This window comes from Streptosporangium lutulentum (assembly GCF_030811455.1).
GTDB lineage: Bacteria > Actinomycetota > Actinomycetes > Streptosporangiales > Streptosporangiaceae > Streptosporangium > Streptosporangium lutulentum.
Map to the genome: position 1 here is coordinate 6,782,178 of NZ_JAUSQU010000001.1, position 22,277 is coordinate 6,804,454.

20 protein-coding genes are annotated in these 22,277 nt (G+C 70.6%); 9 read left to right on the plus strand and 11 right to left on the minus strand.

All coding sequences use genetic code 11. From position 1 onward, the window contains the following. Nucleotides 1-179 precede the first annotated feature (179 nt). Nucleotides 180-476: a putative quinol monooxygenase gene (locus J2853_RS30070; RefSeq protein WP_307563813.1), complete on the plus strand. Its 297-nt coding sequence runs from the start codon at nt 180-182 to the stop codon at nt 474-476. Nucleotides 477-1,011: 535 nt separating this feature from the next. On the opposite strand, the gene J2853_RS30075 is transcribed toward J2853_RS30070, so the two are convergent. After that, nucleotides 1,012-2,052 (minus strand): neutral zinc metallopeptidase, encoded by a 1,041-nt coding sequence (locus J2853_RS30075; protein ID WP_307563815.1) that lies wholly within the window; start codon nt 2,050-2,052, stop codon nt 1,012-1,014. Nucleotides 2,053-2,225: 173 nt separating this feature from the next. On the opposite strand from J2853_RS30075, the gene J2853_RS30080 reads away from it, so the two are divergent. Beyond that, complete coding sequence (locus J2853_RS30080) at nt 2,226-3,932, plus strand: DUF2207 domain-containing protein (protein WP_307563818.1); 1,707 nt, start codon at nt 2,226-2,228, stop codon at nt 3,930-3,932. 35 nt (nt 3,933-3,967) lie between these two features. Here J2853_RS30080 and J2853_RS30085 read toward each other — a convergent pair whose 3' ends face one another. Further along, on the minus strand, nt 3,968-4,909 hold the full coding sequence (locus tag J2853_RS30085; protein WP_307563820.1) for an asparaginase: 942 nt from the start codon (nt 4,907-4,909) through the stop codon (nt 3,968-3,970). Nucleotides 4,910-4,966: 57 nt separating this feature from the next. On the opposite strand from J2853_RS30085, the gene dtd reads away from it, so the two are divergent. Next, the gene (gene dtd / locus J2853_RS30090) at nt 4,967-5,392 is read left to right on the plus strand and encodes a D-aminoacyl-tRNA deacylase (RefSeq protein ID WP_307563821.1); all 426 of its coding nucleotides are present in this window, start codon (nt 4,967-4,969) and stop codon (nt 5,390-5,392) included. A gap of 93 nt (nt 5,393-5,485) precedes the next feature. Next, complete coding sequence (locus J2853_RS30095; protein ID WP_307563823.1) at nt 5,486-6,370, plus strand: hypothetical protein; 885 nt, start codon at nt 5,486-5,488, stop codon at nt 6,368-6,370. A gap of 61 nt (nt 6,371-6,431) precedes the next feature. On the opposite strand, the gene ygfZ is transcribed toward J2853_RS30095, so the two are convergent. The 4 genes from ygfZ to J2853_RS30115 all read right to left on the minus strand — a co-directional run bounded on the left by ygfZ (nt 6,432) and on the right by J2853_RS30115 (nt 9,410). Next, the gene (gene ygfZ, locus J2853_RS30100) at nt 6,432-7,415 is read right to left on the minus strand and encodes a CAF17-like 4Fe-4S cluster assembly/insertion protein YgfZ (protein WP_307563825.1); all 984 of its coding nucleotides are present in this window, start codon (nt 7,413-7,415) and stop codon (nt 6,432-6,434) included. Between the two features lie 19 nt (nt 7,416-7,434). Beyond that, entirely contained in the window at nt 7,435-7,848 is a 414-nt protein-coding gene (locus tag J2853_RS30105; RefSeq protein ID WP_307563827.1) for a Fur family transcriptional regulator, read from the minus strand. Between the two features lie 708 nt (nt 7,849-8,556). Further along, a complete protein-coding gene (locus tag J2853_RS30110) occupies nt 8,557-8,862 on the minus strand; it encodes a DUF2470 domain-containing protein (RefSeq protein WP_307563829.1) in 306 nt (101 codons plus the stop codon). Between the two features lie 38 nt (nt 8,863-8,900). Then, complete coding sequence (locus J2853_RS30115; RefSeq protein ID WP_307563830.1) at nt 8,901-9,410, minus strand: heme-binding beta-barrel domain-containing protein; 510 nt, start codon at nt 9,408-9,410, stop codon at nt 8,901-8,903. Between the two features lie 68 nt (nt 9,411-9,478). Between J2853_RS30115 and J2853_RS30120 the strand changes: the two genes are divergently transcribed. Then, nucleotides 9,479-9,841, plus strand: coding sequence for a DsrE family protein (locus J2853_RS30120; RefSeq protein ID WP_307563832.1), 363 nt, complete (start codon nt 9,479-9,481; stop codon nt 9,839-9,841). A gap of 181 nt (nt 9,842-10,022) precedes the next feature. Here the strand turns inward: J2853_RS30120 and J2853_RS30125 are convergent, their stop codons facing one another. From J2853_RS30125 to J2853_RS30140, 4 genes are all read right to left on the minus strand, one after another. After that, complete coding sequence (locus J2853_RS30125; RefSeq protein ID WP_307563834.1) at nt 10,023-10,739, minus strand: type 1 glutamine amidotransferase; 717 nt, start codon at nt 10,737-10,739, stop codon at nt 10,023-10,025. Next, a complete protein-coding gene (locus tag J2853_RS30130; RefSeq protein WP_307563836.1) occupies nt 10,729-12,015 on the minus strand; it encodes a Mur ligase family protein in 1,287 nt (428 codons plus the stop codon). Before J2853_RS30130 ends, J2853_RS30125 begins: the two co-directional genes overlap by 11 nt. 107 nt (nt 12,016-12,122) lie before the next feature. Then, nucleotides 12,123-15,095: an ATP-binding protein gene (locus tag J2853_RS30135; RefSeq protein WP_307563838.1), complete on the minus strand. Its 2,973-nt coding sequence runs from the start codon at nt 15,093-15,095 to the stop codon at nt 12,123-12,125. 172 nt (nt 15,096-15,267) lie between these two features. Next, nucleotides 15,268-17,220, minus strand: a complete 1,953-nt coding sequence (locus tag J2853_RS30140; protein WP_307563840.1) for a hypothetical protein — start codon at nt 17,218-17,220, stop codon at nt 15,268-15,270. Between the two features lie 168 nt (nt 17,221-17,388). On the opposite strand from J2853_RS30140, the gene J2853_RS30145 reads away from it, so the two are divergent. Genes J2853_RS30145 through J2853_RS30155 form a run of 3 tightly spaced genes read left to right on the plus strand, consistent with a single transcriptional unit; the run spans nt 17,389 to nt 19,933 of the window. Further along, a complete protein-coding gene (locus J2853_RS30145) occupies nt 17,389-18,054 on the plus strand; it encodes a hypothetical protein (RefSeq protein ID WP_307563842.1) in 666 nt (221 codons plus the stop codon). Beyond that, nucleotides 18,051-18,707 carry a hypothetical protein gene (locus J2853_RS30150; RefSeq protein WP_307563844.1) on the plus strand — a complete coding sequence of 219 codons (657 nt, stop codon included), beginning with the start codon at nt 18,051-18,053 and terminating at the stop codon, nt 18,705-18,707. Before J2853_RS30145 ends, J2853_RS30150 begins: the two co-directional genes overlap by 4 nt. Then, a complete protein-coding gene (locus J2853_RS30155) occupies nt 18,707-19,933 on the plus strand; it encodes a hypothetical protein (protein WP_307563846.1) in 1,227 nt (408 codons plus the stop codon). Before J2853_RS30150 ends, J2853_RS30155 begins: the two co-directional genes overlap by 1 nt. A gap of 63 nt (nt 19,934-19,996) precedes the next feature. On the opposite strand, the gene J2853_RS30160 is transcribed toward J2853_RS30155, so the two are convergent. Beyond that, the gene (locus tag J2853_RS30160; RefSeq protein ID WP_307563849.1) at nt 19,997-21,286 is read right to left on the minus strand and encodes a hypothetical protein; all 1,290 of its coding nucleotides are present in this window, start codon (nt 21,284-21,286) and stop codon (nt 19,997-19,999) included. A 106-nt stretch (nt 21,287-21,392) separates the two neighbouring features. Here J2853_RS30160 and J2853_RS30165 point away from each other — a divergent pair, with 106 nt between their 5' ends. Continuing rightward, the gene (locus J2853_RS30165; RefSeq protein ID WP_307563851.1) at nt 21,393-22,244 is read left to right on the plus strand and encodes a DsbA family protein; all 852 of its coding nucleotides are present in this window, start codon (nt 21,393-21,395) and stop codon (nt 22,242-22,244) included. Nucleotides 22,245-22,277 lie beyond the last annotated feature (33 nt).

Genomic DNA, 22,277 nt, shown 5'->3' on the forward strand with positions numbered 1-22,277 from the left:
AAGTCTCTCGACAAGGGGGCCGCGTTACACCCAGGAACACCCCTCGGCGTCGGCCGGAGTCCCGGATCGCGCGCCGGGCGCGGCCGTCCGTGCGAGCGAGCGTCCCGTGGCCGTCCGGGATCTGTCGGTGCGGGGATCTAATGTGTCGGGTGTCGTCCGCTCGATGCCATCTCGATGCCATGGAGACCCTTTTGATCATCGTGTCAGGGAAGCTTTATGTGAACCCGGATGTCCGCGACAAATATCTTGTCGGGTGCCTCGACGTCATGGAGCGGGCCCGCGCCACCCCCGGCTGCCTCGACTTCGTGCTGACAGCCGACCCGCTCGAACCGGATCGGATCAACGTCTACGAACGCTGGGAGTCGGACGCGCACCTTCACCGGTTCCGCGACACCGGCCCGGAGCCCGAACAGACGGCCGAGATCCGCGAGGCGCAGGTCGCGAAGTACCGCATCTCCTCCTCCGAGGCCCCGTAGCCCTTCACCGCGCCCCCGGCGGCACGGCAGGTGGCCGACTCGCCGGAGCCCTGCGGACTCCGGACCGGAGTCGCGCCGCCACCCCGGAAAGGGCGTCCCCGCGGGCGCGGGAGGCCCCTCGGGTCTCATAAGTTCACACCCGCCCCACCCGTCTCCCACCAGGAGAAAATCGGAGCTTTGTGCAGGTAAAGCCTTGCCAACGATGCATGGCATGGGCATTATCTGGCATTACGGGTCGTCTTATCTCAGCCTTGCGCAGCCGCTCCCTCAAAACTCGGGTAGGACGACCCGTCCACTTCCAGAACCGCGTCATCACATGATCATCGGATGACGCGGTGTCACAACAGACCACGCATCCGGCAGAGGGCTCTCCTGTGAGCGCACCGAATCCGAACCGGGCACCCGTACCGCCCCAGCAAGGACGAGGGCCCCATGTGTCTCTGGCAGATGTCCTGCCGGACGGCCCCCGTCCCTACATCCCGGGAACCAGGCGGGGGCCGCGTCTCCCCGATCTCTCAGGGGTGAGGGCCGTGTCTCAGCTGACCTGCGAGGCGGCGACGGACCAGGTGTTGCAGTAGCCGATCCGGGCGTACTTCCAGCCCTGCTGGAGCCAGCCGGCGTAGTGCTCGCCGCTGCCGTGGTCGCGCAGTCCCAGGCCGTTCTGGTCGTCGCCGCGACGGTACTCCGTCTGCAGCACGGCCTGCCAGCGGGCGGCGGTGACGCCGAGCGGAACCCGGACCGCGCGGGTGAAGACCCCGGCGAGACACTGGGCCTGGAGCTCGGACCTGCGCGAATGGGCGTCCTGCGCGGCCTTGGACTTGTTGGAGACCTCCCACCACCACGCGCCGCCGATGCCGGCCATGGACTGCACGTGGTGACCGTACTCATGGGCGAGCACGGACAGGTAGGGCACGTGATTCTCGGCGGGATCGATCCGGTCGGTCTGCTGGATGAGGTGGGTCAGGCCGATGTACATGCCCCGGTTGGACGGGCAGTAGTAGGCCGCGGCGCCGGAGGCCGGGTAGCTGCCGCAGGGGCCGCGGCCCGGACGGGACCAGTAGACCCGGCGCGGCGCCAGGAAGACCGCTCCCGCCTGGGAGAACTTCCCCGCCCACGCCCGGTCCAGGCAGCCGGTGACGGCGTTGAGATAGCTGAGCATGGCGCGCGGCTGCGTCGAGGGCCGGGGGGCGCGGCAGGACACGGGGCTCATCTGGCTGGTGGCGTACAGCGGGTTGCGCTTGAGCCGGGCGCCGGTGTCCGAGCGCTGCATGTAGCGGAGGTCGACGACCATCTTCCCCTGCGCGGCGCTCTCCTGCGCGGCCAACGCGATCTTGGCGTCACCCAGCCCGTTGAGGTTCAGCTTCTGCGGAGGGGCGAAGGTAGGCGGCGTGACCTCGGTCTCGCCGGTCTGCGTGGGCTCGGCGTTGCCGGTCGCCACCGGACCGGTCTCGGGGCCGGCCGGAACCTCGGCCTCCTCGCCACCGGCCAGACCGGAGACCACCACGATCACGGCGAACGTCATGGCGACAACACCGAAGACACCGAGGGCCAAGGGGTTCGGCCCGCGTGAGCGCATGCGACCGCCTCTCCGGAAGAGAATCTTCGGGCGGCAATCTAGCGGATATCTATCTATAGGTGCTTGTAGACGGAAAAATATGGAAGAAAGCGCTCTTCGAGGGGCGCCGGTTCTCGCTAAGCTCCCCAGCCATGGCGGGATCTTCCTTATACCGGGCAGCCGGGCGCGCGACCGTGACGGTCGCCCTCGCGGTGACGTTGAGTGCTCTCTCGACCCTGGCGGCCGGTACGGCGAACGCGGCCGGTATCACGGACGCGGCCGGTATCGCGGACGCCGCGAACACGCCGGGCCTCCCGGAGGCGGCCGGTCCCGCGAACGCGGCGCTCGCCCAGGCCGGAAAGATCACGAACGACACGGTCCAGCTCGAACTGCGGCAGGACGGCGTGCTGCACGTCAAGGAGACCGTCACCTTCGAAGGCGGCGCGCCGACGCGGAGCCTGGTCGACCGCACGCGTTACGACGACGGCAACGACCGGCTCTACCAGGTCACCGGCCTCAAGGGCGACGCCACGCTGGCCGACGCCTCGATCACCCTGAAGGGCTCGGGCACCGCCGAACTCGAATACGACGTCAAGGGCGCGGTGACCCCGCTGGCCGGCGCCCAGGAACTGCGGTGGTACGCCGTGGGAGGCTGGTCCGTCCCGGTCGAGCAGGCCAGGGTCACGCTGAAGGGCCCCGCCCAGCTCCAGAACCTCTCCTGCTTCGCGGGCCCGCTGAGTTCGGCGATCGCCTGCACCGAGGCCTCGATGGATCACACGGGCGTCACCGCCGAGTTCGGCCAGCAGGCCCTCGGCACCGGCGAGGTGTTCACGGTGGTCGTCGGCTACCCGACGGGGGCCACGAAGGGCACGCCGATCCTGGAGCGCCGCTTCGAGTTGTCCAACGCCTTCGCCCTGAACGCCGTCACCGGCGGCGCGCTGGCCGGTCTGATGCTCCTGCTGCTCGGCGGCATCGGCATCCTCTACTGGACGCGAGGCCGCGACGAACGCGTGGTCGGTCACGAGTCCGGCGCGCAGAGCGGCGTCGAGAACGGCCACTTCGCCCCGCCGGACGGCGTGCGTCCCGGCCAGATCGGCACGCTCATGGACGAGCAGGCCGACGTGATCGATGTGACCGCCACGATCGTGGACCTGGCCGTCCGAGGCTACCTCAGGATCGACGAGCAGCCCCGGCAGACCTACGACGCGCCCGACTGGACGCTGGTCCAGATGCCCAACGCACCGGTCAACTCCCTGATGTCCTACGAGCGGGCGCTCTACGACGCCATCTTCGACGGCCGCGACGCGGTGCTGCTGTCGCAGCTCAAGGGGTCGTTCGGCCACAAGCTCGGCAAGGTCCGCGACGCCCTCTACCGCGACGTGGTCACGCAGGGCTGGTTCGCCCGCCGTCCCGACAGTGTCCGCACCCGCTGGACGACCCTCGGCGTGGTGCTCACCGTGGCCGGGGTCGTCGCCACCGTCGCGCTGGCCTGGTTCACCTCGTACGGCCTGCTCGGCCTGGCCCTGATCATCGCGGGTGCCGCCCTGTCCGTCGGCGGCCAGCACATGCCGGCCAAGACCTCCAAGGGCGCGGGAGCCCTCGCCCACACCCTGGGCTTCCGGGAGTATCTGGCCGGCGGCGACCTCGGCGGCGACGTTCCCGTGGCCCAGCGGGTGGAGCTGTTCTCCCGCTACCTGCCCTACGCCGTGATCTTCGACAGCGTGGACCGCTGGGCCCGGGTGGTCTCCTCCGTGAACGGCAACGGCCGGCAGGTCGACCATCTGTACTGGTATCACGGCCCGGCCGAGTGGGACCTGTCCAAGTTCGCCGACTCGATGCGGACGTTCACCATGACGACCTCGGGTGCGATCTCCTCCACCCGCCAGTTCCGCTCCTTCTGACCCCGGAGGCCGGGCACGGGGAGGCCGCTCCGCCGCTACCGCACGCGGACCTCGCCGACCGGACGGCCGCCGCCGAGCAGCACACCGGTCGCGAGCTCGTCGAGTTCGGCTCCCCCGAAACCGAGGGCGACCAGGGCCGCGACGGTGACCGGGGTCCGGGCCCGCTGCCCGCCGTCCTCGATCTTGACCGCGCCCGCGCGGCCGTCCTCGAAGGCGAAGGCGTCGAAGGCCTCGGCCCCCGCCTTGATCATCAATCCCGGGATCGCGCGCATCAGCCGGGCCTCGGGACGGGTCGTGCCGGAGGTCCACTCGGGGTGGGCGCGGAAGGCGTCGGCGACGCGGCGCTCGGGGGTGCCGGGCTCGGCCTGGACGAGGGCGCGGAACGCGCGTGCCACACCCGTCATCGACACGAAGAACAGCGGGGCACCGCAACCGTCCACTCCCGTGGCGGCGACGCGCTCACAGGTCAGCTCCTCGACCGTGGCCCGGATGGCCTTCTGCAGCGGGTGGGCCGGGTCGAGGTAGGTCTCCAGCGGCCAGCCGTTGGCCGCGCAGGTGGCGAGCATCGCCGAGTGCTTTCCCGAGCAGTTCATGTAGATCCTGGCCGGGCCTCCGCCCGAACGCAGCACCTCGTCGCGGGAGGCGACGTCCCCGGGCAGGTCCTCGGGGCAGCGCAGCGCGTCCTCGTCCAGCCCCGCCCCGGAAAGGATCTTCCTGGCCCCGTCCACGTGGAACGGCTCTCCCGCGTGACTCCCGCACGACAGCGCGAGCAGCTCCCCCTCCAGGGCGAGCCCCGCGCGCACCATGGCGAGCGCCTGCAGGGGCTTCATCGCCGAACGAGGCGAGACCAGGGCGTCCACCGCCCCGTGCGCCCTCACGATGGAACCGTCGGAGGCGACGGCCAGCATCCGCGCCCGATGCGTGGACTCCACGAAACCAGAACGGACAACCTCGACAACCAATGACTCAATAGACACTTTTATCCCCTTTCATCCAGAGTCTAGGGATACCGGCGAACACGAGATGATGGGGCCATGCGTGCGGTCGTACAGCGGGTGAGTTCCGCTTCTGTGGTGGTGGACGGCGTGACGGTCGGAGCGATCGACGAGCCCGGACTGCTGGTCCTGGTCGGCGTGACCCACACCGACACCCCGGCGGAGGCGGCCAGGCTCGCCGCCAAACTCTGGGGCCTGAGAATCCTGTCGGGCGAGAAATCCTGCTCCGACATCGGCGCGCCGCTGCTCGTGGTCAGCCAGTTCACCCTGTACGGCGACGCGCGCAAGGGCCGCCGCCCCACCTGGCAGGCCGCGGCTCCGGGGCCGGTGGCCGAGCCGCTCGTGGAGGCCGTCTGCACCGGACTACGCGAGCTGGGCGCCCAGGTGGAAACCGGGGTGTTCGGCGCGGACATGAAGGTCACGCTGACCAACGACGGACCCATCACTTTGGTCCTGGAGATCTAAAAGGGCTACAAAGAAGCGGGGTGCATCCAAGATCTGACTCGTAGGGTCGCGACTTGTTCGCAACAAGTCCGCCATCACCCACGGGGAGGGTCAATGCGCATCTTCGTCAAGGCATGCGTCGCCGCCGCCGCGCTGGTCACCGCACTAGCGCCCATCGCACACGCACAGACGAAAACCGCCAACGCCACCAACGCACCGAGCGCACAGAGCGCACCGGCCGCCGCCGCGCCGAGGCAGGCACCGGTTTTCTCCGCCTACCACGGCGTCACACCCGGTAAGCAGACCGAGCGCCTCAACACCCTGCGCAACCAGGGCTACCGGCCGATCACCCTCACCGTGGACAACGCCGCCGCACCGCGTTACGGCGCGGTGTGGGTGCAGACCCCCGGGGCTCCGTGGGTGATGTACCAGGGCATGACGTCGAACGGGTACCAGAACCGCTTCAACGCTCGCGTCGCCGACGGCTACCGTCCGACCTCCGTGAGCGCCAGCGGCTCCGGGAACGCCGCGGTCTTCGCCGCGATCTTCGAGAAGGTCCCGGGGAGGTTCACCGCCAGGCACGACCTCAACGCCGACCAGTTCGCCAAGGCCAACGCGAACAACGCCCGGCGCGGATACATGCTCACGGCGCTGAACGCCTACGGCACCGCCAACGACCCGCGCTACGTCGCGGTCTGGGCGCAGGCTCCGGGAAGCTGGACCGTCACCACGGCCCTCAGCCCGCAGGAGCACCACCAGGAGTTCCTCACCCGCACCAGCAACGGTGAGAAGCCCTCGCTGATCACCGTCGGCCCCGGCAACACCTACACCGCCGTGTGGGTCAAGGATGACGGAGAGAAGTGGCACGAGTTCACGGACATGAGCTCTGCCGGCTACCAGAACCGGTTCAACAACCTGAAGGAGAGGGGATTCCTCCCCGTCAAGCTGGACGCCGAGGATGGTCGCTACGGGGCCATCTGGGCCCCGGCCGCTTCCTGAGTGAACCGCTCCCGGTCGCGCCGCCGTACCGTCCCGGTACGGCGGCGCAGACCCGGGACCGTCAGCGGATGCGACGGCGCAGCGCGGGGTCGATCTGGACGTTGCGGCCCGCGTCCGGCGGCACGATGACCTCCTGGGTCGCCGCCACCTCACCGGCCGTCAGCGTGGCGTCCACCGGCACGGTCCGCTTGACCACGGCCAGCGCGATCGGGCCGAGCTCGTGGTGCCGGGCGGCGCTGCCGACGAAACCGACCTCCCCCTCGTCGAGGACGACGGGGGTGCCGTGCTTCGGCAGCGTGTCCACGCTGCCGTCCAGGTGGAGGAAGACCAGGCGGCGCGGCGGGTGGCCGAGATTGTGCACGCGGGCCACGGTCTCCTGGCCCTTGTAGCAGCCCTTGTTCAGGTGAAGGGCCGAGCCGATCCAGCCCACCTCGTGCGGAATCGTCTTGTGGTCGGTCTCGAAGCCCAGGCGGGGACGGTGGTCCTCGATCCGCAGCGCCTCGTAGGCCCAGAGCCCGGCGAGCTTCAGCCCGAGCCGTCCGGCCAGCAGGTCGCGGGGAAGCAGCACGTCGTCGCCGACGAGAACGGCCCCCTCCGGCAGGGCGAGCCTCCCGGCCTCGACCACGGACACCACCGCGTAGTCGTCCGTCACCTCGGCGACCTCGACCCTGAGCATGAACCGCATCCTGTCGAGGAACGCGGTGAGCCCGGCCGCCGTGCCCGGCTCCACGTGCGCCCACACCGCCTCGCCGTCGTCGACGAGCGTGAGGTGGTGCTCCACCCGGCCCTGAGCGTCCAGAAGCAGCGTCTGGGTGGCCTCGCCGGGTTTCAGGATGTCGAGTTTCTGCGAGCTCAGATTGTTGAGCCAGCTCAACCGGTCGGGCCCGGAGATCCGGACGACCTCACGGTTGCTCCGGTCGACCATCGCCTCACCGGCGATCAGCGCGCGCTGCTCGGCGAAAGGATCACCGTAGTGTCCGGCGACGTCGGCGTCAGGGGTCTCGGCCGCGACCGCGCCGGGAGTGTCCAGCAAAGGGCTTCGCATGCTCCCAGACTACGAGGCCTCAGCGGCACTTTCGGCAGCGGCCGAAGACCGTCAGGTGATGCACGTCGGTGGCGAACCCGAGCTCGGTGTCGAGGCTGTCGACGAAGGCCCGCACCAGCTCCGGGCGGGCCTCGCTGATCTCCCCGCAGTTGCCGCAGACCAGGTGCACGTGATTGGCCTCGGCGGCCAGGTGATAGGTGGGCGCGCCGTGCCCGAGATGGGTATGGGTGACCATGCCGAGCTCCTCGAGCAGTTCGAGGGTCCGGTAGACGGTCGAGATGTTCACTCCGCGAGCGGTCTCCCGCACCCGGGCGCAGATCTCCTCAGGGGTGGCGTGGTCCACCGCCTTGACCGCCTCAAGCACCAGCTGGCGTTGCGGAGTGACCCGGTAACCGCGCGCCCGCAGTTTCTCGTGCCACGACGTCTCGGTCATGCCCAGAGTCTAAGAGCATCGGAGCACGATCGGGATTACGTCCTCCTGCACCGGAAGACGTGCCTTGGCCGGCGGGCCCCGGGAGACCTTTCCCACCTGTGAAAACTTGATCACGAATATTCGTTTTTTCCTGACCGAAATCACCGGACCGAAATCGCGTCCGACGCCGGTCCGGGAGCCCCGCCAGTGGTGACGAGGCCCGCGACCGCCCGCGGGGCGTCCCCCCTCGCCGGACCCGATCCGGGATCCGTTCAGGGCCCTGACCTGGGGCGGGACGGAGATCGAGGCCGACCGCGAATATTCATTTGCCCTGGCCCCGCGAATTTCATACGGTACAGACACGCTGAAAGGAGGTGGTCCGAACGATGGTTAGTCATAGTTGGGCTAGCGAGGTGGCTGTCCGCTAGGACGCCGCAGCTCCGGACTTCTGTCCGGACGTCTTGCGACGTTCGGCGAATCCATGACAATCACCGGAACCCCGGGTTGCCGGAAGGCGGTTCATCCCGTCTTTGGTCCATCCGGCCCTTCTGCCGAGCAGGAGGAGCAGGCCCGGGGTTCTTCCTTTTCCCGACTTCCCGACCGTCTTCACGGTCGTTCCCGGCCGCCTTCACGGTCGCCTCTCGTATCGCCTCTCCGAACCTCTCTCGTGTCGCCTCTCCGAGACGGGCGGTGGCGAGGTCGCCTCAGTGCTCACCGAGGACGGGAAGCTCAGTGCTCGCCGCGGGCGGGAAGCCCGAGCGCGGCGCAGGCCTCCCGGTAGAGGCGGACGACCTCCCCGCGAACCTGGGAGCGCTCGGTCAGCGTGGTGCCCCACGGCACCCGGACCGTGACGTCCTCGCCGTCGACCACCGCGACGAACTCGATCGCCTCGGAGTCCACCCCCGTCGTCGTCGCGCCGGTGGCCTCGGACTGTCCGCCGAGGCCCCGGCAGATCAGCAGCGCGTCGTCACCGTGGTCGTCGTTCATGTGACGCTTGATGGCCTCGACCGCTTCGGGGGTGAAAGGAGTGCTCATCCTCCAGAGCGTATCCAGGCGGGCCCCCGGACGGCTCGCTAGACGGTGTCCGGCACGAAGTCGCCGACCTTCTTGAGCTCGGCCGAGAGGTGCGACTGCAGCGACTGACCCATGGCCGCCATGTCGTAGGCCCACATGAGGTTGCCGTTGACCAGGCCGTAGAGCCGGTGGGCGGCGGTGTACTCCTTCGCGGTGGAGGTGCGGGCCACCACGTCGGTGTGAAGCTCGATCTTGTTGAAGACCACCTCGCCGAGATAGATCTCCACGATGCCCGTCGGGTGCGCCAGGCACACCTCCAGCCGGCGGTTGGGCAACTGGCGCCAGAAACCGGTCTCGGTGCCCAGGGGGCGAACCTTGTCACCCGCCTCGTCGAGCAGCCAGGTGCGGCTGGTGTAGCTCAGGAACGGCTTGCCGTTGTGGCCGAAGACGACCTCCTGGCCGAAATTGAAGCTCTCGATGGTCGGATATCCCCCGACTCCGGCTCCCTCCCACCTGCCCACGAGGAAGGCGATCGGCTCAAGATCAGGATGCAGTTCGGGAACGTCCATGAAAACGAGCCTAAAGGCGTCCCGATGCGGTTCGCGCCCGTGACACGGACCCGCATAGGCTTCAGGGCATGGCACGATCACTGGTGATCAAAGTGACCGCCGGCATGGAGTCACCCGAGCGCTGCAACCAGGCGTTCACGGTGGCCGCGGCGGCGTTGGCGAGCGGGGTTCCCGTCTCGCTCTGGCTGACAGGCGAGTCGGCGTGGTTCGCCCTGCCCGGACGGGCCAAGGAGTTCACGCTGCCGCACGCGGCCCAGCTCGGCGACCTGCTCGACGCGGTTCTGGCGACCGGCAAGGTGACCCTGTGCACGCAGTGCGCGGCCCGGCGGGACATCACGGTGGACGACGTGATCGAGGGCGTGCGCATCGCGGGCGCCTCCACCTTCGTCGAGGAGATCCTCGGCGAAGGTGTTCAGGCACTCGTCTACTGACCGGCGCGGTCCTGCTCCCCCGGCCGGCGGGGTACGGCCTCTCCGTGCGGCGCCGGCCCGGGTCCTGAGCCCGGCCCGGCCCTCTCCGGCCGCCGCCGGGAGCCCGTCCCGAGCCCGGCCGCGGGTCGCTCCACGGTCACGCCCGCGGAGCGACGATCTCAGGCCGCTCCGCGAGGATCCGTCAGTGGGGCAGCACCGCGTTCAGCCGCTCCTCGCGAAGCCGCTCGAACCAGGAGTCGTCGATCGGCGGGAGCTGGGCGCCCACCGCCCAGGTGAGCAGCAGGTCCGCCAGGCCGGGGTTTCGGGCGAGCGCGGGACCGTGCAGGTAGGTGCCGACGATCCTGCCCGTGTAGCAGCCCTCGGTGCCGTCGCCGTTGCCGACGCCGACCGTCGTCCGGGCCAGCGGCCGGACGCCGGGGCCCAGCCGGGTGACGCCCATGTGGTTCTCGAAGCCGGTGAGCGTCGGAAGACCGAGCGCCGCGTCCGTCTCGCCGGCCAGCTCGCCGACGGCGCGGCCCTCGCCGCGGCCACTGGCGATGTCGATCAGTCCGATGCCGTCCACCGGCTGGCCTTCCTCACCGCCGAACGTGGTGCCCATGATCTGGTACCCCGCGCAGACGGCCAGCAGGGACGCGCCCCGGGCGATGGCCCGATGCAGGCCGCCGTCCCGCCGGAGGCGCTCGGCGGCGAGGATCTGCGGCCGGTCCTCTCCGCCGCCGATCAGGTAGATGTCACCGCCCTCAGGCACCGGGTCGGCCGAACGCACGTGGACGGTCTCGACCGGGATTCCGCGACGCCGGGCCCGCTGTTCCAGGATCAGGACGTTGCCCTGGTCTCCGTAGGTGCTCAACAAATCCGGATAAATCCAGACGAGGCGCAGGGCGCTGTCAGACTGCACGACCGAACTCCGATCGAATGTTCTGGAAGGCGGTGTAGTTGGCGATCACATCGACCTTGCCCGGCGGCTGCGCGGCGAGCGCCTGCCCGAAGGATCCGGCCAGCTGGAACGGCACGCCCGCCACGTCGAGCCGGAGCGCGAGGTCCAGCCGCCGTTCCCCGGCCACGAAGACCGGTCTGCCGCGCAGCACGCGGTAGTCGACGTCCCACAGCCAGGAGGTGTCGCGACCGTCGGGACCCTGGGCGTTCACCGAGAGGATCACCGGCAGCGAGGGGTCGAGCACGTCGAAGGCCTCCAGCCAGCCGGCCGGGTTCTTGGCCAGCAGCAGGCGGGCGTGCCGGCCGTCGCGCTCCACCGTGGTGTAGCGGCCGGCGACCGAGGTCACCTCGCGCAGCCGGGGCAGCGCCCGCTCGACCGGCAGGCCGAACACCTCGGCGGTGGCCAGCGCGATCGCGGCGTTGGCCCGGTTGGCCCGGCCGGGGAGCCGGAGGTCCAGCACCCAGCGCCGGCCGCGCGGGTCGATCACCGCGTCGTCGTCGAGGACCCAGGCCGGCACGGGCCGCCGGAAGGTGCACTCCCGGCAGGCCCAGTCGTTCTCCGTCGTGCCGGGTTTCGACCCCGACCCGGCGCTGCCGGGCGGGACGTACTCCATCCCCTTGCGGTCCAGCGGACCACCGCACTGGGGGCAGCACCAGGAGTCTTCCTTCCACGGCTGCCCGGCCGACACCCAGGTCACCGAGGCGGCCGTGGAGGCGCCCCAGGTCACCAGCGGGTCGTCGGCGTTGGCGATCACGTGGGTGTTCCTGCCCGCCAGGGCCCGCCGCCACTTCTGGGCCAGCAGCCAGATCTCACCGGCCCGGTCCATCTGGTCGCGGCTGAGGTTCATCAGGCAGACGACCCCCGCGTCGGTGGCGTCGATCACCTCGGGCAGGTATTTCTCGTCGACCTCCAGGACTCCGTAGGGGGCGTCCTTGGCCGACGACAGCGCCGAGACGTGCCCGGCGGGCATGTTGGCGCCGAAGGCGTTGGTGGCGACCTCGCCGAGCTCCTGCAACGCGGAGGTGATCAGCCGGGTCGTGGTGGTCTTGCCGTTGGTGGCGCTCACCAGCGCCAGTTTGCGGTCATGCGCGAGCTGGCGCAGCAGATCGGGCTCCAGGACCAGGCTGACCCGGCCACCGATCACTGATCCGTCGCCGCGCCCGGTCGCTCGGGACAGGGTCGCGGCCGTCCGGCCGAGAGCACTTGCGAGCTGCGCCCGCAGCGGAAGCTGGGTCATGTCAGGGATCCTAGCCGCGGATGGGCATGGTCACCGACCACCGGGAGACCGCGGCACGCATGCGCGGACGGTTCCGCGGACGATGATCCACCGTGGTCCCCGTGGTCTCACTGCTCGGCGAAGGCGAGCTCCGCGGTCTCCGGCGACCCGGCGTCGAACGGCAGCACGAACCGGTGCGGCCAGGACAGCACGCTCTCCATCCACCCCGCCCCCATCGTCTGGGCCACGTGCCGGAGCCGCTCGGCCGGATCGATGCCGATCGTGACCGTGAGGATGTCGCGCTGCACGCCCTCGTGCTCGTCGTCGCCGAGGATCACCCGCCAGGCCAGTGCCCGGTTGCGGTCCACCTCCATGGACAGCGGGTGGTGGCGGAGCGCCTTGGCCCGGTGGCCGAGCAGCTCGGGACCACCCGCCGGGCGGTTGAACAGCGCGTAGTCCATGACCGGCGCGGGACTGCGCGGGTTGGGCGCGGGCTGCCCGTAGGGGAAGAGCCGGTCCACCTCGTGCAGCCACCGGATCTGCGGGATGACCCAGGCGGGACCGGCCCGCTCGCCGGCGTCCCGGTCGGGCCCCAGCAGCCGGGTGGAGATCTTGGCGACCTGCTCGGTCAGTTTCCCCGGATCGCTGACGGTCCGCAGCGACCACGCCCGGCGGCCCACGCTCCGCTCCACCGCCGTGGCCAGCAGGCATTCGCGCCTGCGCAGCGGGAGCTCCGCCCACAGATCGGCCAGCGCCCTCGGCACCCCCGGCATCGGCCGGTCGGTGCAGTGCGCCAGCACCACGGTGTCGGTCCAGATCCGCAGCCAGGCCCACTCGGGCGAGGCGACGAGCAGGTCGGCCTCCCGCAGCTCGACCAGCGTGCACGCCCGTCCGCTCCGGCACTCCTGCCCGCACGCCGCCGAACGGCGTCCGCAGATCGGCGGCATGTGGCCGGGGATCAGCCGCTCGCGGTCCTCGCCCAGCGGCACCTGGATGCGCAGCGGCCGGTCCATCCCGTCGGCGAAGACCGCCGCGACACCCGGCGGCAGCGAGACGACCTGCCGGGACTGCTCCTCGTTCAGGTTCATCGCGGCCCCGACCAGCTGGCGGTCGTCCTCCGCCGGAAGCCGGTGCACGACCTTCAGCGCGGTGTTCTTCACGACGTCGGAGACCAGCTTGGTGGGGATCTGCTCGGCCACCACGATGCCCTCGCCGTACGCGCGGATCTCCGCCAGCATGCCCGCCAGGAGCTCGACGGCGTGGGTGCTGGCCCGTCCGGCGCCGCGGTCGCGGAGCAGCCGGTGCGCCTCCTCGATCACGATGACGTGCCGGAGCCCGGTGCTCCGTTCCTTCCTGGCCCGCATCCGCAGGTGCTCCACGATCCGGATGATCAGCGTGCCCATCAGGAACGCCTTGTCCTCGTCGTTGGCCACGTCCTCGATCGCGAACACCACGTTGCGCTGGAGCAGGTCGCCGATGTCGGCGGGGTGGCCGCCCTCGAAGAACCGGCCCGCGGAGCCGACCCGCAACGATCGCAGCCGCAGCGAGATGAAGCCCTCGACGTCGGCCTGGACCTCCCTGCCGTAGCCGATCTCCTTGATCACGTCCATCGCGTGCTGCTGCAACTGCTCAAGGGTCGGTACGGCGGGCCGCACGGCCGCCCCGGGCGCCGCCCAGCCGGTGACCACGTCCCAGCCGTTGGCCTCGTACACCCGCTGCAGGGCGAGCGACATGATCTGCGGGAACGGCTCCTCGGCGTCGAAGGCCGCCATGAACAGCGCCCGGACCATGTCGATGTGGGCCTGGACCGGATAGCCGGGCTCGGGAGCGAGCGGGTTGACGCTGAACGGCACGCTGTCGGGGGCGGAAGGATTGATCACGGTCACCGGGGCGAGGTGCTCGATCCGGCCGCCCATCGCGGCGTATTCGGACTTGGCCGGCTCGATGGCGAGCCACGGGATGCCCGCCCCGGTGAGCTGCTCCAGCAGGTGCCTGACGGTCTGGGACTTTCCGGAGCCGGTGGCGCCGGTGATGAACGCGTGCCGGTTCAGGGTGGCGAGGGGAACCTTGAACGAGCCGACCGCCCTGTCCTGTCCGTCCAGGATCGACCCGAGATCGATGGTCAGCGCGCCGGGGACGACGTCGGCCTCGCTGGTCACGTCGAAGAAACCCGCCTCCAGCACCCGGACCCCCGGCACCTCCCTGCGGGGCAGCCCGGCGAGCGCGGCGAGCGCCCCGGCGGTGGCCGCGAACGGGGCCGCGGTGCCGTCCGCCGGATCCTGGAGCGTCGTGGACAGCGCCTCGGCGAAGCCGTACACCGGCCCGGACAGCGCGCTGCGCAGGCGGTAGGGGTGGTGGCTCATCTCGGCGGAGCCGACCAGCACGGGGGCGATCTGGCGTAACTCCTCGGGACTCGCGGCCCCGGCCAGCACCCGGACGCTCCAGAGCCCGGCCTCGCGGAAGGCGTCCAGCTCCTGCATGCGCCGCTCGGCCCGCTCGGCGTCGTAGCGCGAGCGCTCGGAGGCGTCGCCGTACTGCCTGAGCACGTTGAGCTGGGTCCGCAGGTGCGCGACCTCGGCGTCCAGGAGATCGGTCTGCTCGGCCACCACCAGCCAGGCGAACGGCCGGGACATGAGCGTGACCAGCGTGGACTCGAAGAGTGTGGGCCGCTTGGTCTCGTCGGCGTCCGGCTCGCGGCGACCGCCGAGCGGCGGGGCCTGACGTCCCGGGCAGATGGTCCAGGCCAGGTCCGACAGGTCACGGAGCCATTCGTCGCCGATCCGCACGCCTCGGGCGCCGCTGGGGAAGAGCAGCGGCTCGGGACCGATGGGGGGCGGCTCCGGCTCGTTGGCGGACCGGCGGGGCGGGCGCGGCGGGGTCAGCGGCCCGGCGTTGGTGACGAGCTCCAGCGGCGCGCCGGACCCCCGGGATAGCCAGCCGACCACGAAGGGCCGGTTACGCTGTGCCGCGGAGAGCACGGCGGGCAGGACCGTGACGAAGTCCCACTCGGCGGAGGAACTGCGCGAGGGAGCCGTGATCGCCTGGATTCTGTACCAGGGACCGGTCAGGGCATGGGGCGGACGGGACACGCTTGGCTGCATTTGGTCTCCACCCGGGGGACCCGGCTCCAGGCCGGGGGGTTGACGCTTCACGGATCGCTCCGTCGTACCGGCCGACGGGGAACCGGGGGCGGGTCACCCCCACCACCAAGGTCGAACCTCACTCGGGGATCGCACCTCCGCATTGACCATGCCATTACCGCAAACAGACGCTTCATTGACGCTTGCGCCAGTCCAGCCGCGCCGGAGGCGGCCCGAGGTTGGGTGGGGCGTCCTCGAAGGGGTTCGGTTCGCGGGTCTCCGCGGCCGTCTCCTCCTCCGCCCGGTCCAGCACGGCTTCCTTGATCGCGTCGAACTCGCCCAGCGTCGTCTTGGGGAAGGTCAGTATCGCCGGGTTGGCGTCGGCGAGGCGAACCCGGCGCCCCTGCGCGGTGGCGTCGGTGACGATCACCGAGGTGGTGGGGAGCTGCTGGAGCTGGTGGGGCTCGACGAGGAACTCCCTGGAGCGGTGCAGGACCCGCTCGGTCTCCCCCATCGCCTTGGTCGCGCGGCGGCCCCACTCGGTGGATTCGGTGATGTCCTCCTTCAGGTCCTGACGGCTCACGTCGCGCTCGTCCTCGCCCTCCTCGGTCTGGCCCACGGTGGAGACGTAACCGCCGTCCAGCCCGGCCCCGGCGGCGCTGATCGTCTCGGTGAGCTGGGCGAGCTCCAGCCGGTGCTCGGTGCCGACGTGCTCGCTCGCCACCCGGGCGTCCTCGGCGTTGCCAAGCCGCATGAACGTCACCGCCGCGTGCCCCCGGCCGAGCCGCTCCCGCACGGTCGGGGTGAGCGACCTGTAGGTCAGCACCAGCCCGGTCCTGGAGGTCTCGCAGGCGTCCATCAGCCGGTCGAGCACGTCGCCCCGGAGCTTGTCCGCGCCCGCGACGATGATCGTGTGATACCAGGGCCGCTCGGAGGCGGGCGACTGGCGCAGGATGTGGGTGAGCGCGGTGGTCACGTAGGTGCCGAGGACGCGGTTGCCGAACACCCCGGCCTGCCGGTCCATCGACACGACCCGCAGGCGCGCGGGCGGCAGCCGTACCGCCTCGGAGCCGAGGGTCTCCAGCTTGCGCAGCTGCGACTCCAGCGCCCACGCCCGCTCGATCACCACGCGGTCGCTGACCCCGCGGCCGAACAGCGTGCCGATCCGCTCCAGCTGAGTGGCGGTGATCAGGCCGAACCTGAGGTCTTCTCGTGGATCCCCGACCTGGGCCAGGGCTCGCAGGGCGGCGGTGACCTGATTGATCGTGGCGCTCTCGCCGAGGACCTCCAGGACCCGCTCCAGGATCGCGTTGTCGAACGACAGATCCCTGGTCGTGCGGTGCTCCTCGCTGACGCTCACGACGTGGGCGAGGACGTCGGCGAACGCCTCGGGGGCCAGCGTGGCCCCCAGGTCGAGCCGGGGAAGGTCCACCGGCAGCACCCAGACCAGCGGCTCGTCGCCGCCCCTGCGCGCCAGCTCGATCAGGTCCTTGGCGATCGCGCCCTCGGACAGGTCGAGCACGGTCAGGTGGCCGCCGCTGTAGAGGCGGGTCGCGCCGAGCAGGGTGATCAGCGCCGACCAGCCGGGCAGGGTGCCTCCGGCCACGTCTATCCGGTCGATCTCGTCGGGCACCGCCACGGCGTACCAGGTCAGCTGACGGTCGTGGCGCTCCTTCTTCTCCGCCCACTCCCGGTATCTGGCGGCGTGCTCCTCCTGGGCGCGGAAGAGCTCCCTGTCGCGTTCCTCCCGCTGCCGGTCGCCGACCGCCTGGTGCTCCCGGATCCGGTGGCGGACCGCCCTGTCGCCCTGGTGGACCGCGTAGGTGCAGAACGCCGCGATCCCGCCGGTGGCGATCAGGCCGGCGGCGACGAAGGACCAGCTCAGCATCTGGGTGAGACCGAGCCCGAGGATGAGTGCGGCGAGCGCGAGCATGAACACTCGGACGATCTTCACCGGCCGGTTCAGCAGGTCTTCGTTGAGCCGCTCCCGGCGCACCCACTCGTTGTCGACGGGGTCGGCGGGGTTCTCGACGGGAGAGGGTCGCTTCGGAGCCGGACCCGGATCAGGGTGCAACAAGGCATACTGCCAGCCCAGGTAGATCCGGTCCGCCTGGAGCTGCGCATGCTCGGGATGCACGTCCGCCACGGAACCTCCGCCATCGGGCTCATCGGAAGCCTCGATGACAGCGTAAGAGTTGGACCTCCTATTCGGGCAGCGTTCCCGCCAATCCGCTCCATATTTCCCCGCATTCGCCATTACTTAGGGGACAAATGAGGCGGAGGGGGCGGACGCCAGCGATTACCATCCTTTGTCATGACGTCTGCCCCCGGTGACGGTCCCAGAGGTACCCGGCGACGGCGCGCGGTCGCAGTACCCGTCGCGGCTCTGGTCGTTTTCACCGGTCTGGGCGTCGTCACGGCCTTCGGCGGACTCGGCGACGCCCCGGACAGGCCTCCCAAACAGCTCGGTCCGGGTTCGATCCTGGATCAGGAACAGTTTCTCACCACATTCGTGGGGTCGCGCGCTACCGTCGAGCCTGGAACGTTCGATGCTCCGGACAAACACGTCGTGGAGATCGAGATGGAGGTCACCAACAAGGGTGACACGACCACTCTCGTGGGGCGGCCCAACGACAAGGGCTACAACAGCCCGTTCTTCGCCGGATCCCTGCTCAAACTGACCCCCGAGATCAAGATGGAGTACGGCCCGGACGCCTTCGCCTCGGCCGACGGCGTCCAGAGCGGCCAGCTACAGCCCGGCATGCCGACCAAAGTCGTGATCAAATACGAGCTACCGAACGGGCAACGGGTGCCTGAGCGGGTGAGAATGGACGTCGGCACATTCGAGTTCTCGGAGGGGATCACCCTGACTCCGGGCTGGCACCTGGTGACGGAGGACGCGGTCGACGAGACCAGGCCCTCCCTCACGGTCGCGGCCCAGGTGACCCTCCCCGTCCAGTCGGAAGGAGCGTCCGGATGAGCGCGGTCACCCGATCCCGGCCCGAGCCGGTCGCCCCTCCGCCTGCTCCGGCGCCGCCCGGCCGGTGGCGCAGGGCGGGCGCCGTCCTCGTCGGAGTCGCCCTGGCGGCGGCGGCCGTGAGCCTGCAGGCGTTCGGATCCGACGCCGCGGATCACAACTCCCCCCTCACCTGGACCGGAGGCGTCGGCGACGAGGTCGTCGCCTCCCGGTTCTCCGCGCGGGTGAAGGCGGTGCAGGCCGCCAAGGCCCTCGAGACGAAGGGCTTCTCGGACGAGGTGAAGCGGGTGACCACGAAGGGGATCTTCGTCATCGTGCAGGTGGGCGCCATGTCGGCCCGCGAGCCTCTGAAACTGGGGACGCCCGTGCTTCTGACGGACAGCGGGCACGGCTACGAGGCGACGGACAAGGTGGACGCCTCGCTGACCGTCACCGAGCTCTACATCCAGCCCGGCTGGTGGGGCGAGGGCATCACCGTGTTCGAACTCCCCACCGGCGAGCTACCGGGCTCCCGGATCGTGCTCAGTCCCTTGTCCTCGGCCCTCGTCGAACCCAGCGGCCCCGAGATCGAGATCGACCTGGGCCTGGACGAGGCGGCCGCGCGGCGCCTCGTCTCCACCGCCAAGGACGTCTACACGGTGGCGGGCAGGACCTGATGGAAAGCACCCCACCCACCGGAGCGCCGGAGGACGAGCAGCACCGCGACTGGTTCACCCCGCAGGAGAAGCGGCCTCCCGCGCCCCTGCGTCGTCCGCGAAGGTTCAGGCAGGCCTCACCCGAGGAGCCCGACGGGCCCTCGTCCCTGTTCCCCCCGCAGGACGACAGGCCTCCGACCATGTTCCCCCCGCCGCCCGCACCGCGCGGCTCGGCCGCCCCCGGCGCTCCGGGCCCTCAGCGAGCGGCCTCCGGTCCGGCGGGCCCTCCCGGCACGGCTCCGACCGGCAGGCGGTGGGCGCCCCGCCCCCAGCGGGTGTTCGGCGACGAGCAGGTCTGGCCGCCGCGTCCGCAGCGGCCGGCGGAAGAGGCGGGGATCTCGACCCAGCCGTTCCCCGCCGTCACGGCGACCCCGTTGCCCAGACGCGCCACCGCCGCTCCCACACCGTCTCCCGCCGCTCCCACACCGTCTCCCGCCGCTCCCACACCGTCTCCCGCCGCTCCCTCGCCGTCTCCCGTCGTTCCTTCGCCGTCTCCCACCGCTCCCGAGACCCCTCTCGCCGCTCCCGCGCCGGCTTCCGCACCGCCCCTCGCCGCTCCCGAGCCCCCTCCCGTCTCCCCCACGGAGAAGCTCGCTCCGGCATCCGAGGAGCGGGCCCCGCGCCGGCGGGGCCGTACGGCGCTCAAGGTCGGCGTGACGATCGTGACCGTGGTGCTGGCGGCGGCGTTCCCCGCCTGGAACAACTACGACGTCTACAAGGCGAGAAACCCCGATGACAGGATCTACACGGTGGCCGCCGGCGGCAGTGCGACGCTGATGCAGGTGTCCTGGAAGGCGGCGATCGAGCCGGCGGACGGCACGCCCGGCCTGAACGACGTCCCGGCCGACCGCCAGTGGCTGAAGGTCAGGCTGACCCGGACCTTCCTGGACGCCGACGGAGCGCTCAGGCGCGGCGCCCCCCAGGTCGAGTTCAGGGACGCCGACGGCCGTAGCTGGCAGACCCAGGTCACCAAGGACGACCTTCCGACCGAACCCGGGGAGCAGCGGATCGGCACCGGCTACGACTACGAGGTGGTCGGCCTGGTGCCCAAGGCCCTGGCCTCGAAGGTCGAGGTCTACGTCCGTCCCGCCCTGGCCCGCATCATCCCGGACCAGCCCGTCGAAGACCTCTTCAAGCCGTCCGAGGAGGAGGTCCCCGCCGACCAGGTGCTGCGCTTCAGGCGGTGAGAGTCTCTCCGGCCGCCCCGGTTACGGGTGGCCGCGATTCGAGAAGGAGGAGGTCCTCGCGCTTCAGGCGGTGAGCGTCTCCCCTGCCACGCGACTGCGGGTGGCCGCGATGTCGAAGGTGGCCGCCAGCACGGCGACCGTCAGCACCATGATCACCAGATCTCCGACGAACTCCACCGGGCCTCCGATGACCACCCAGCCGAACGGCTGCTCGCTGCCGATCAGCATCTGCACGCCCCGGGTGGCGTAGTCGGTCGCCACGCGAATCGCGACGTAGCAGAGGCAGAACATGCCGAACAGCGCGGCACCGCCGCGGGTGGTAAGCCGGAAGGCGTTCGCCGGGGGGACCCAGCGCTCCTGGAACCCGCCCGTCGCCTGGGTCACGGTGTTCCGGGTGAGGGAGTGCGTGCGCTCCATGCGGTCGGCGACGGTGTCCAGCCGGGTGCCGCGGACGACCGCGCGGGTGTCCTCGGCGAACGCGCCGTAGACGAGCGAGGCGACCGTGAGCCAGACGAGCGGGAGGATCAGCCCGTCCGAGAAGTACGGCCAGACCTCCCCGACGGCCTTCCAGAAGTCCTTCCACCACGGGACGGCGTCGCTCACCCGCTCAAGCCAGTCGGCGACCGCCGCCACGGCGACCCGGTGTTCCAGCCAGTCCGCCCGCGCGGTGGTGAAGACGAACAGCGCGTTGAGGCTGTAGAAGGCGAAAGCCAGCTCGAAGAAGGTGGTGAGCACGCCACTGCCCCTGACCTTGCCGTTCGCGTACCACCAGCCGAACAGCGCCTTGAGGAGATAGGCCGCCACCGCGACCCCGAGGGAGACCCATGGGTCCAGCCCGACGAGCCCGGTACCGCCTTCCGGCGCGCCCCCGCCGGCGAGGACCGCCGCGTCCGCGTCGATCTGCCTGTTGAAGTCCAGCGCGATGAACTCCTGGGCGTCCTGGTTGTGGAAGCTCCAGGCGAGGTAGATGGTGGCGAAGACGAGCGTGGCGCGGTTGAGCGCGCCGAGCATGCTCTCGTCGGCCTCGCCGTCCTCCCGTCTCGCCTGGATCTCCCTGAGCGCGCCGCGCGCCGAGTGCAGCATGCCGACCATGACGACGAGTTCGTTCAGCACGATCAGGGTGAAGACGAACATCGTGATGACGAGCCGCACCTGGCGGTGGTCGCCGTGGGAGAGCTCGCTGCCCATCAACATCAGAGCCGCGCGGACCGCCCGGCCCGCGGAGAACCAGAGCACCAGCGACAGACCGCAGGAGCCGAGGATCCTGAGCGCGTGCGCCGGAAGCCCGTACGCCGAGAGCGCCCGGACAGCGACGGGGGGTGGCGGGGGTGGCGTGACAGTCGTTCCGGACACCCGAGGCATGGTAGCGCCCCACCGTGACGAATCATGGTCAAACACCGCATGGTCTCGCGGAACGCTCCGGCGGTATGGAAATGACACATATTTTGTTACACCGGTCATGAAGCGCATCGAAGTCTGGGCCGACGTGGTCTGCTCGTGGGCTCACATCGGCAAGCGGCGTCTGGAGAAGGCCGAATTCGGCGAGGACGTGGAGGTCGTCTGGCGTCCGTACCTCCTCGACCCTGCCGCGCCCGCCCCCTCCGGCACGTTCGACGCCCACCGGGTGCTCGCCCTCGCCCTCGAACGAGGCGGTCCCGAACTGCAGAACACGCTCGTCGAGCGGATCATGAACGCGTACTTCGTCGACGGCGCGGACATCGGCGATCGGGCCGTCCTGGCGGCGCTCGCCGCCGAGTCCGGCCTGGACGGCATGGCCGAGGCACTCGACGCCGGAGAGGGAACGGACGAGGTCCACGACCAGCTCCTGCGCGGCAAGGCCATCGGCGTGACCACCTCACCCACCTTCGTGGTGGGCGAGTCGGCGATCGCCGGGGCGCAGCCGCCCGAGGTCCTGGCCGATCTGGTACGGCATGCCGTCCCGGCGCGCGAGCTCCCCGACGAGGTCACGCGTCTGCGTCACGCCGAATCACTGCTGGAGGCCCGGGACCCCCTCGGCGCCCTGCGGCTCATGGGACCGTTGCTGGCCGAGCACGGCGACGACCCCTCCGTCCGTCTGCTGGCCGCCCGCGCCTACTTCGGCTCGGCCCAGCTCGGCCGGGCGAGGGAGACGCTGGAGTCTCTGCTGGAGCGCACCCCCGGCGACCACTACGTCAGGTTCCTGCTCGGCAGGACCCTCCAGCGGTCCAACCGCCTCCCCGAGGCCCTGCCTCATCTGAGGATGGCGGCGGCCATGTCCTCCGACCCCGACTACGCCGACGCGCTCCGGCGCGCCGAGAGCGAGGTCTCCTGACCGGCCGCGAGCCGGGCACGCGAAAGGACCGGC

Bases quoted from the DNA above. Each gene is read 5' to 3' on its own strand.
- J2853_RS30115 (WP_307563830.1), bottom strand. From the start codon at position 9,410: ATGGACGTTCCCGAACTGCATCCTGATCTTGAGCCGATCGCCTTCCTC.
- J2853_RS30120 (WP_307563832.1), top strand. From the start codon at position 9,479: ATGGCACGATCACTGGTGATCAAAGTGACCGCCGGCATGGAGTCACCC.
- J2853_RS30165 (WP_307563851.1), top strand. From the start codon at position 21,393: ATGAAGCGCATCGAAGTCTGGGCCGACGTGGTCTGCTCGTGGGCTCAC.
- J2853_RS30095 (WP_307563823.1), top strand. From the start codon at position 5,486: ATGCGCATCTTCGTCAAGGCATGCGTCGCCGCCGCCGCGCTGGTCACC.
- J2853_RS30110 (WP_307563829.1), bottom strand. From the start codon at position 8,862: ATGAGCACTCCTTTCACCCCCGAAGCGGTCGAGGCCATCAAGCGTCAC.
- J2853_RS30070 (WP_307563813.1), top strand. From the start codon at position 180: ATGGAGACCCTTTTGATCATCGTGTCAGGGAAGCTTTATGTGAACCCG.
- J2853_RS30075 (WP_307563815.1), bottom strand. From the start codon at position 2,052: ATGCGCTCACGCGGGCCGAACCCCTTGGCCCTCGGTGTCTTCGGTGTT.
- J2853_RS30135 (WP_307563838.1), bottom strand. From the start codon at position 15,095: ATGCAGCCAAGCGTGTCCCGTCCGCCCCATGCCCTGACCGGTCCCTGG.
- J2853_RS30130 (WP_307563836.1), bottom strand. From the start codon at position 12,015: ATGACCCAGCTTCCGCTGCGGGCGCAGCTCGCAAGTGCTCTCGGCCGG.
- J2853_RS30105 (WP_307563827.1), bottom strand. From the start codon at position 7,848: ATGACCGAGACGTCGTGGCACGAGAAACTGCGGGCGCGCGGTTACCGG.
- J2853_RS30145 (WP_307563842.1), top strand. From the start codon at position 17,389: ATGACGTCTGCCCCCGGTGACGGTCCCAGAGGTACCCGGCGACGGCGC.
- J2853_RS30150 (WP_307563844.1), top strand. From the start codon at position 18,051: ATGAGCGCGGTCACCCGATCCCGGCCCGAGCCGGTCGCCCCTCCGCCT.
- J2853_RS30155 (WP_307563846.1), top strand. From the start codon at position 18,707: ATGGAAAGCACCCCACCCACCGGAGCGCCGGAGGACGAGCAGCACCGC.
- ygfZ (WP_307563825.1), bottom strand. From the start codon at position 7,415: ATGCGAAGCCCTTTGCTGGACACTCCCGGCGCGGTCGCGGCCGAGACC.
- dtd (WP_307563821.1), top strand. From the start codon at position 4,967: ATGCGTGCGGTCGTACAGCGGGTGAGTTCCGCTTCTGTGGTGGTGGAC.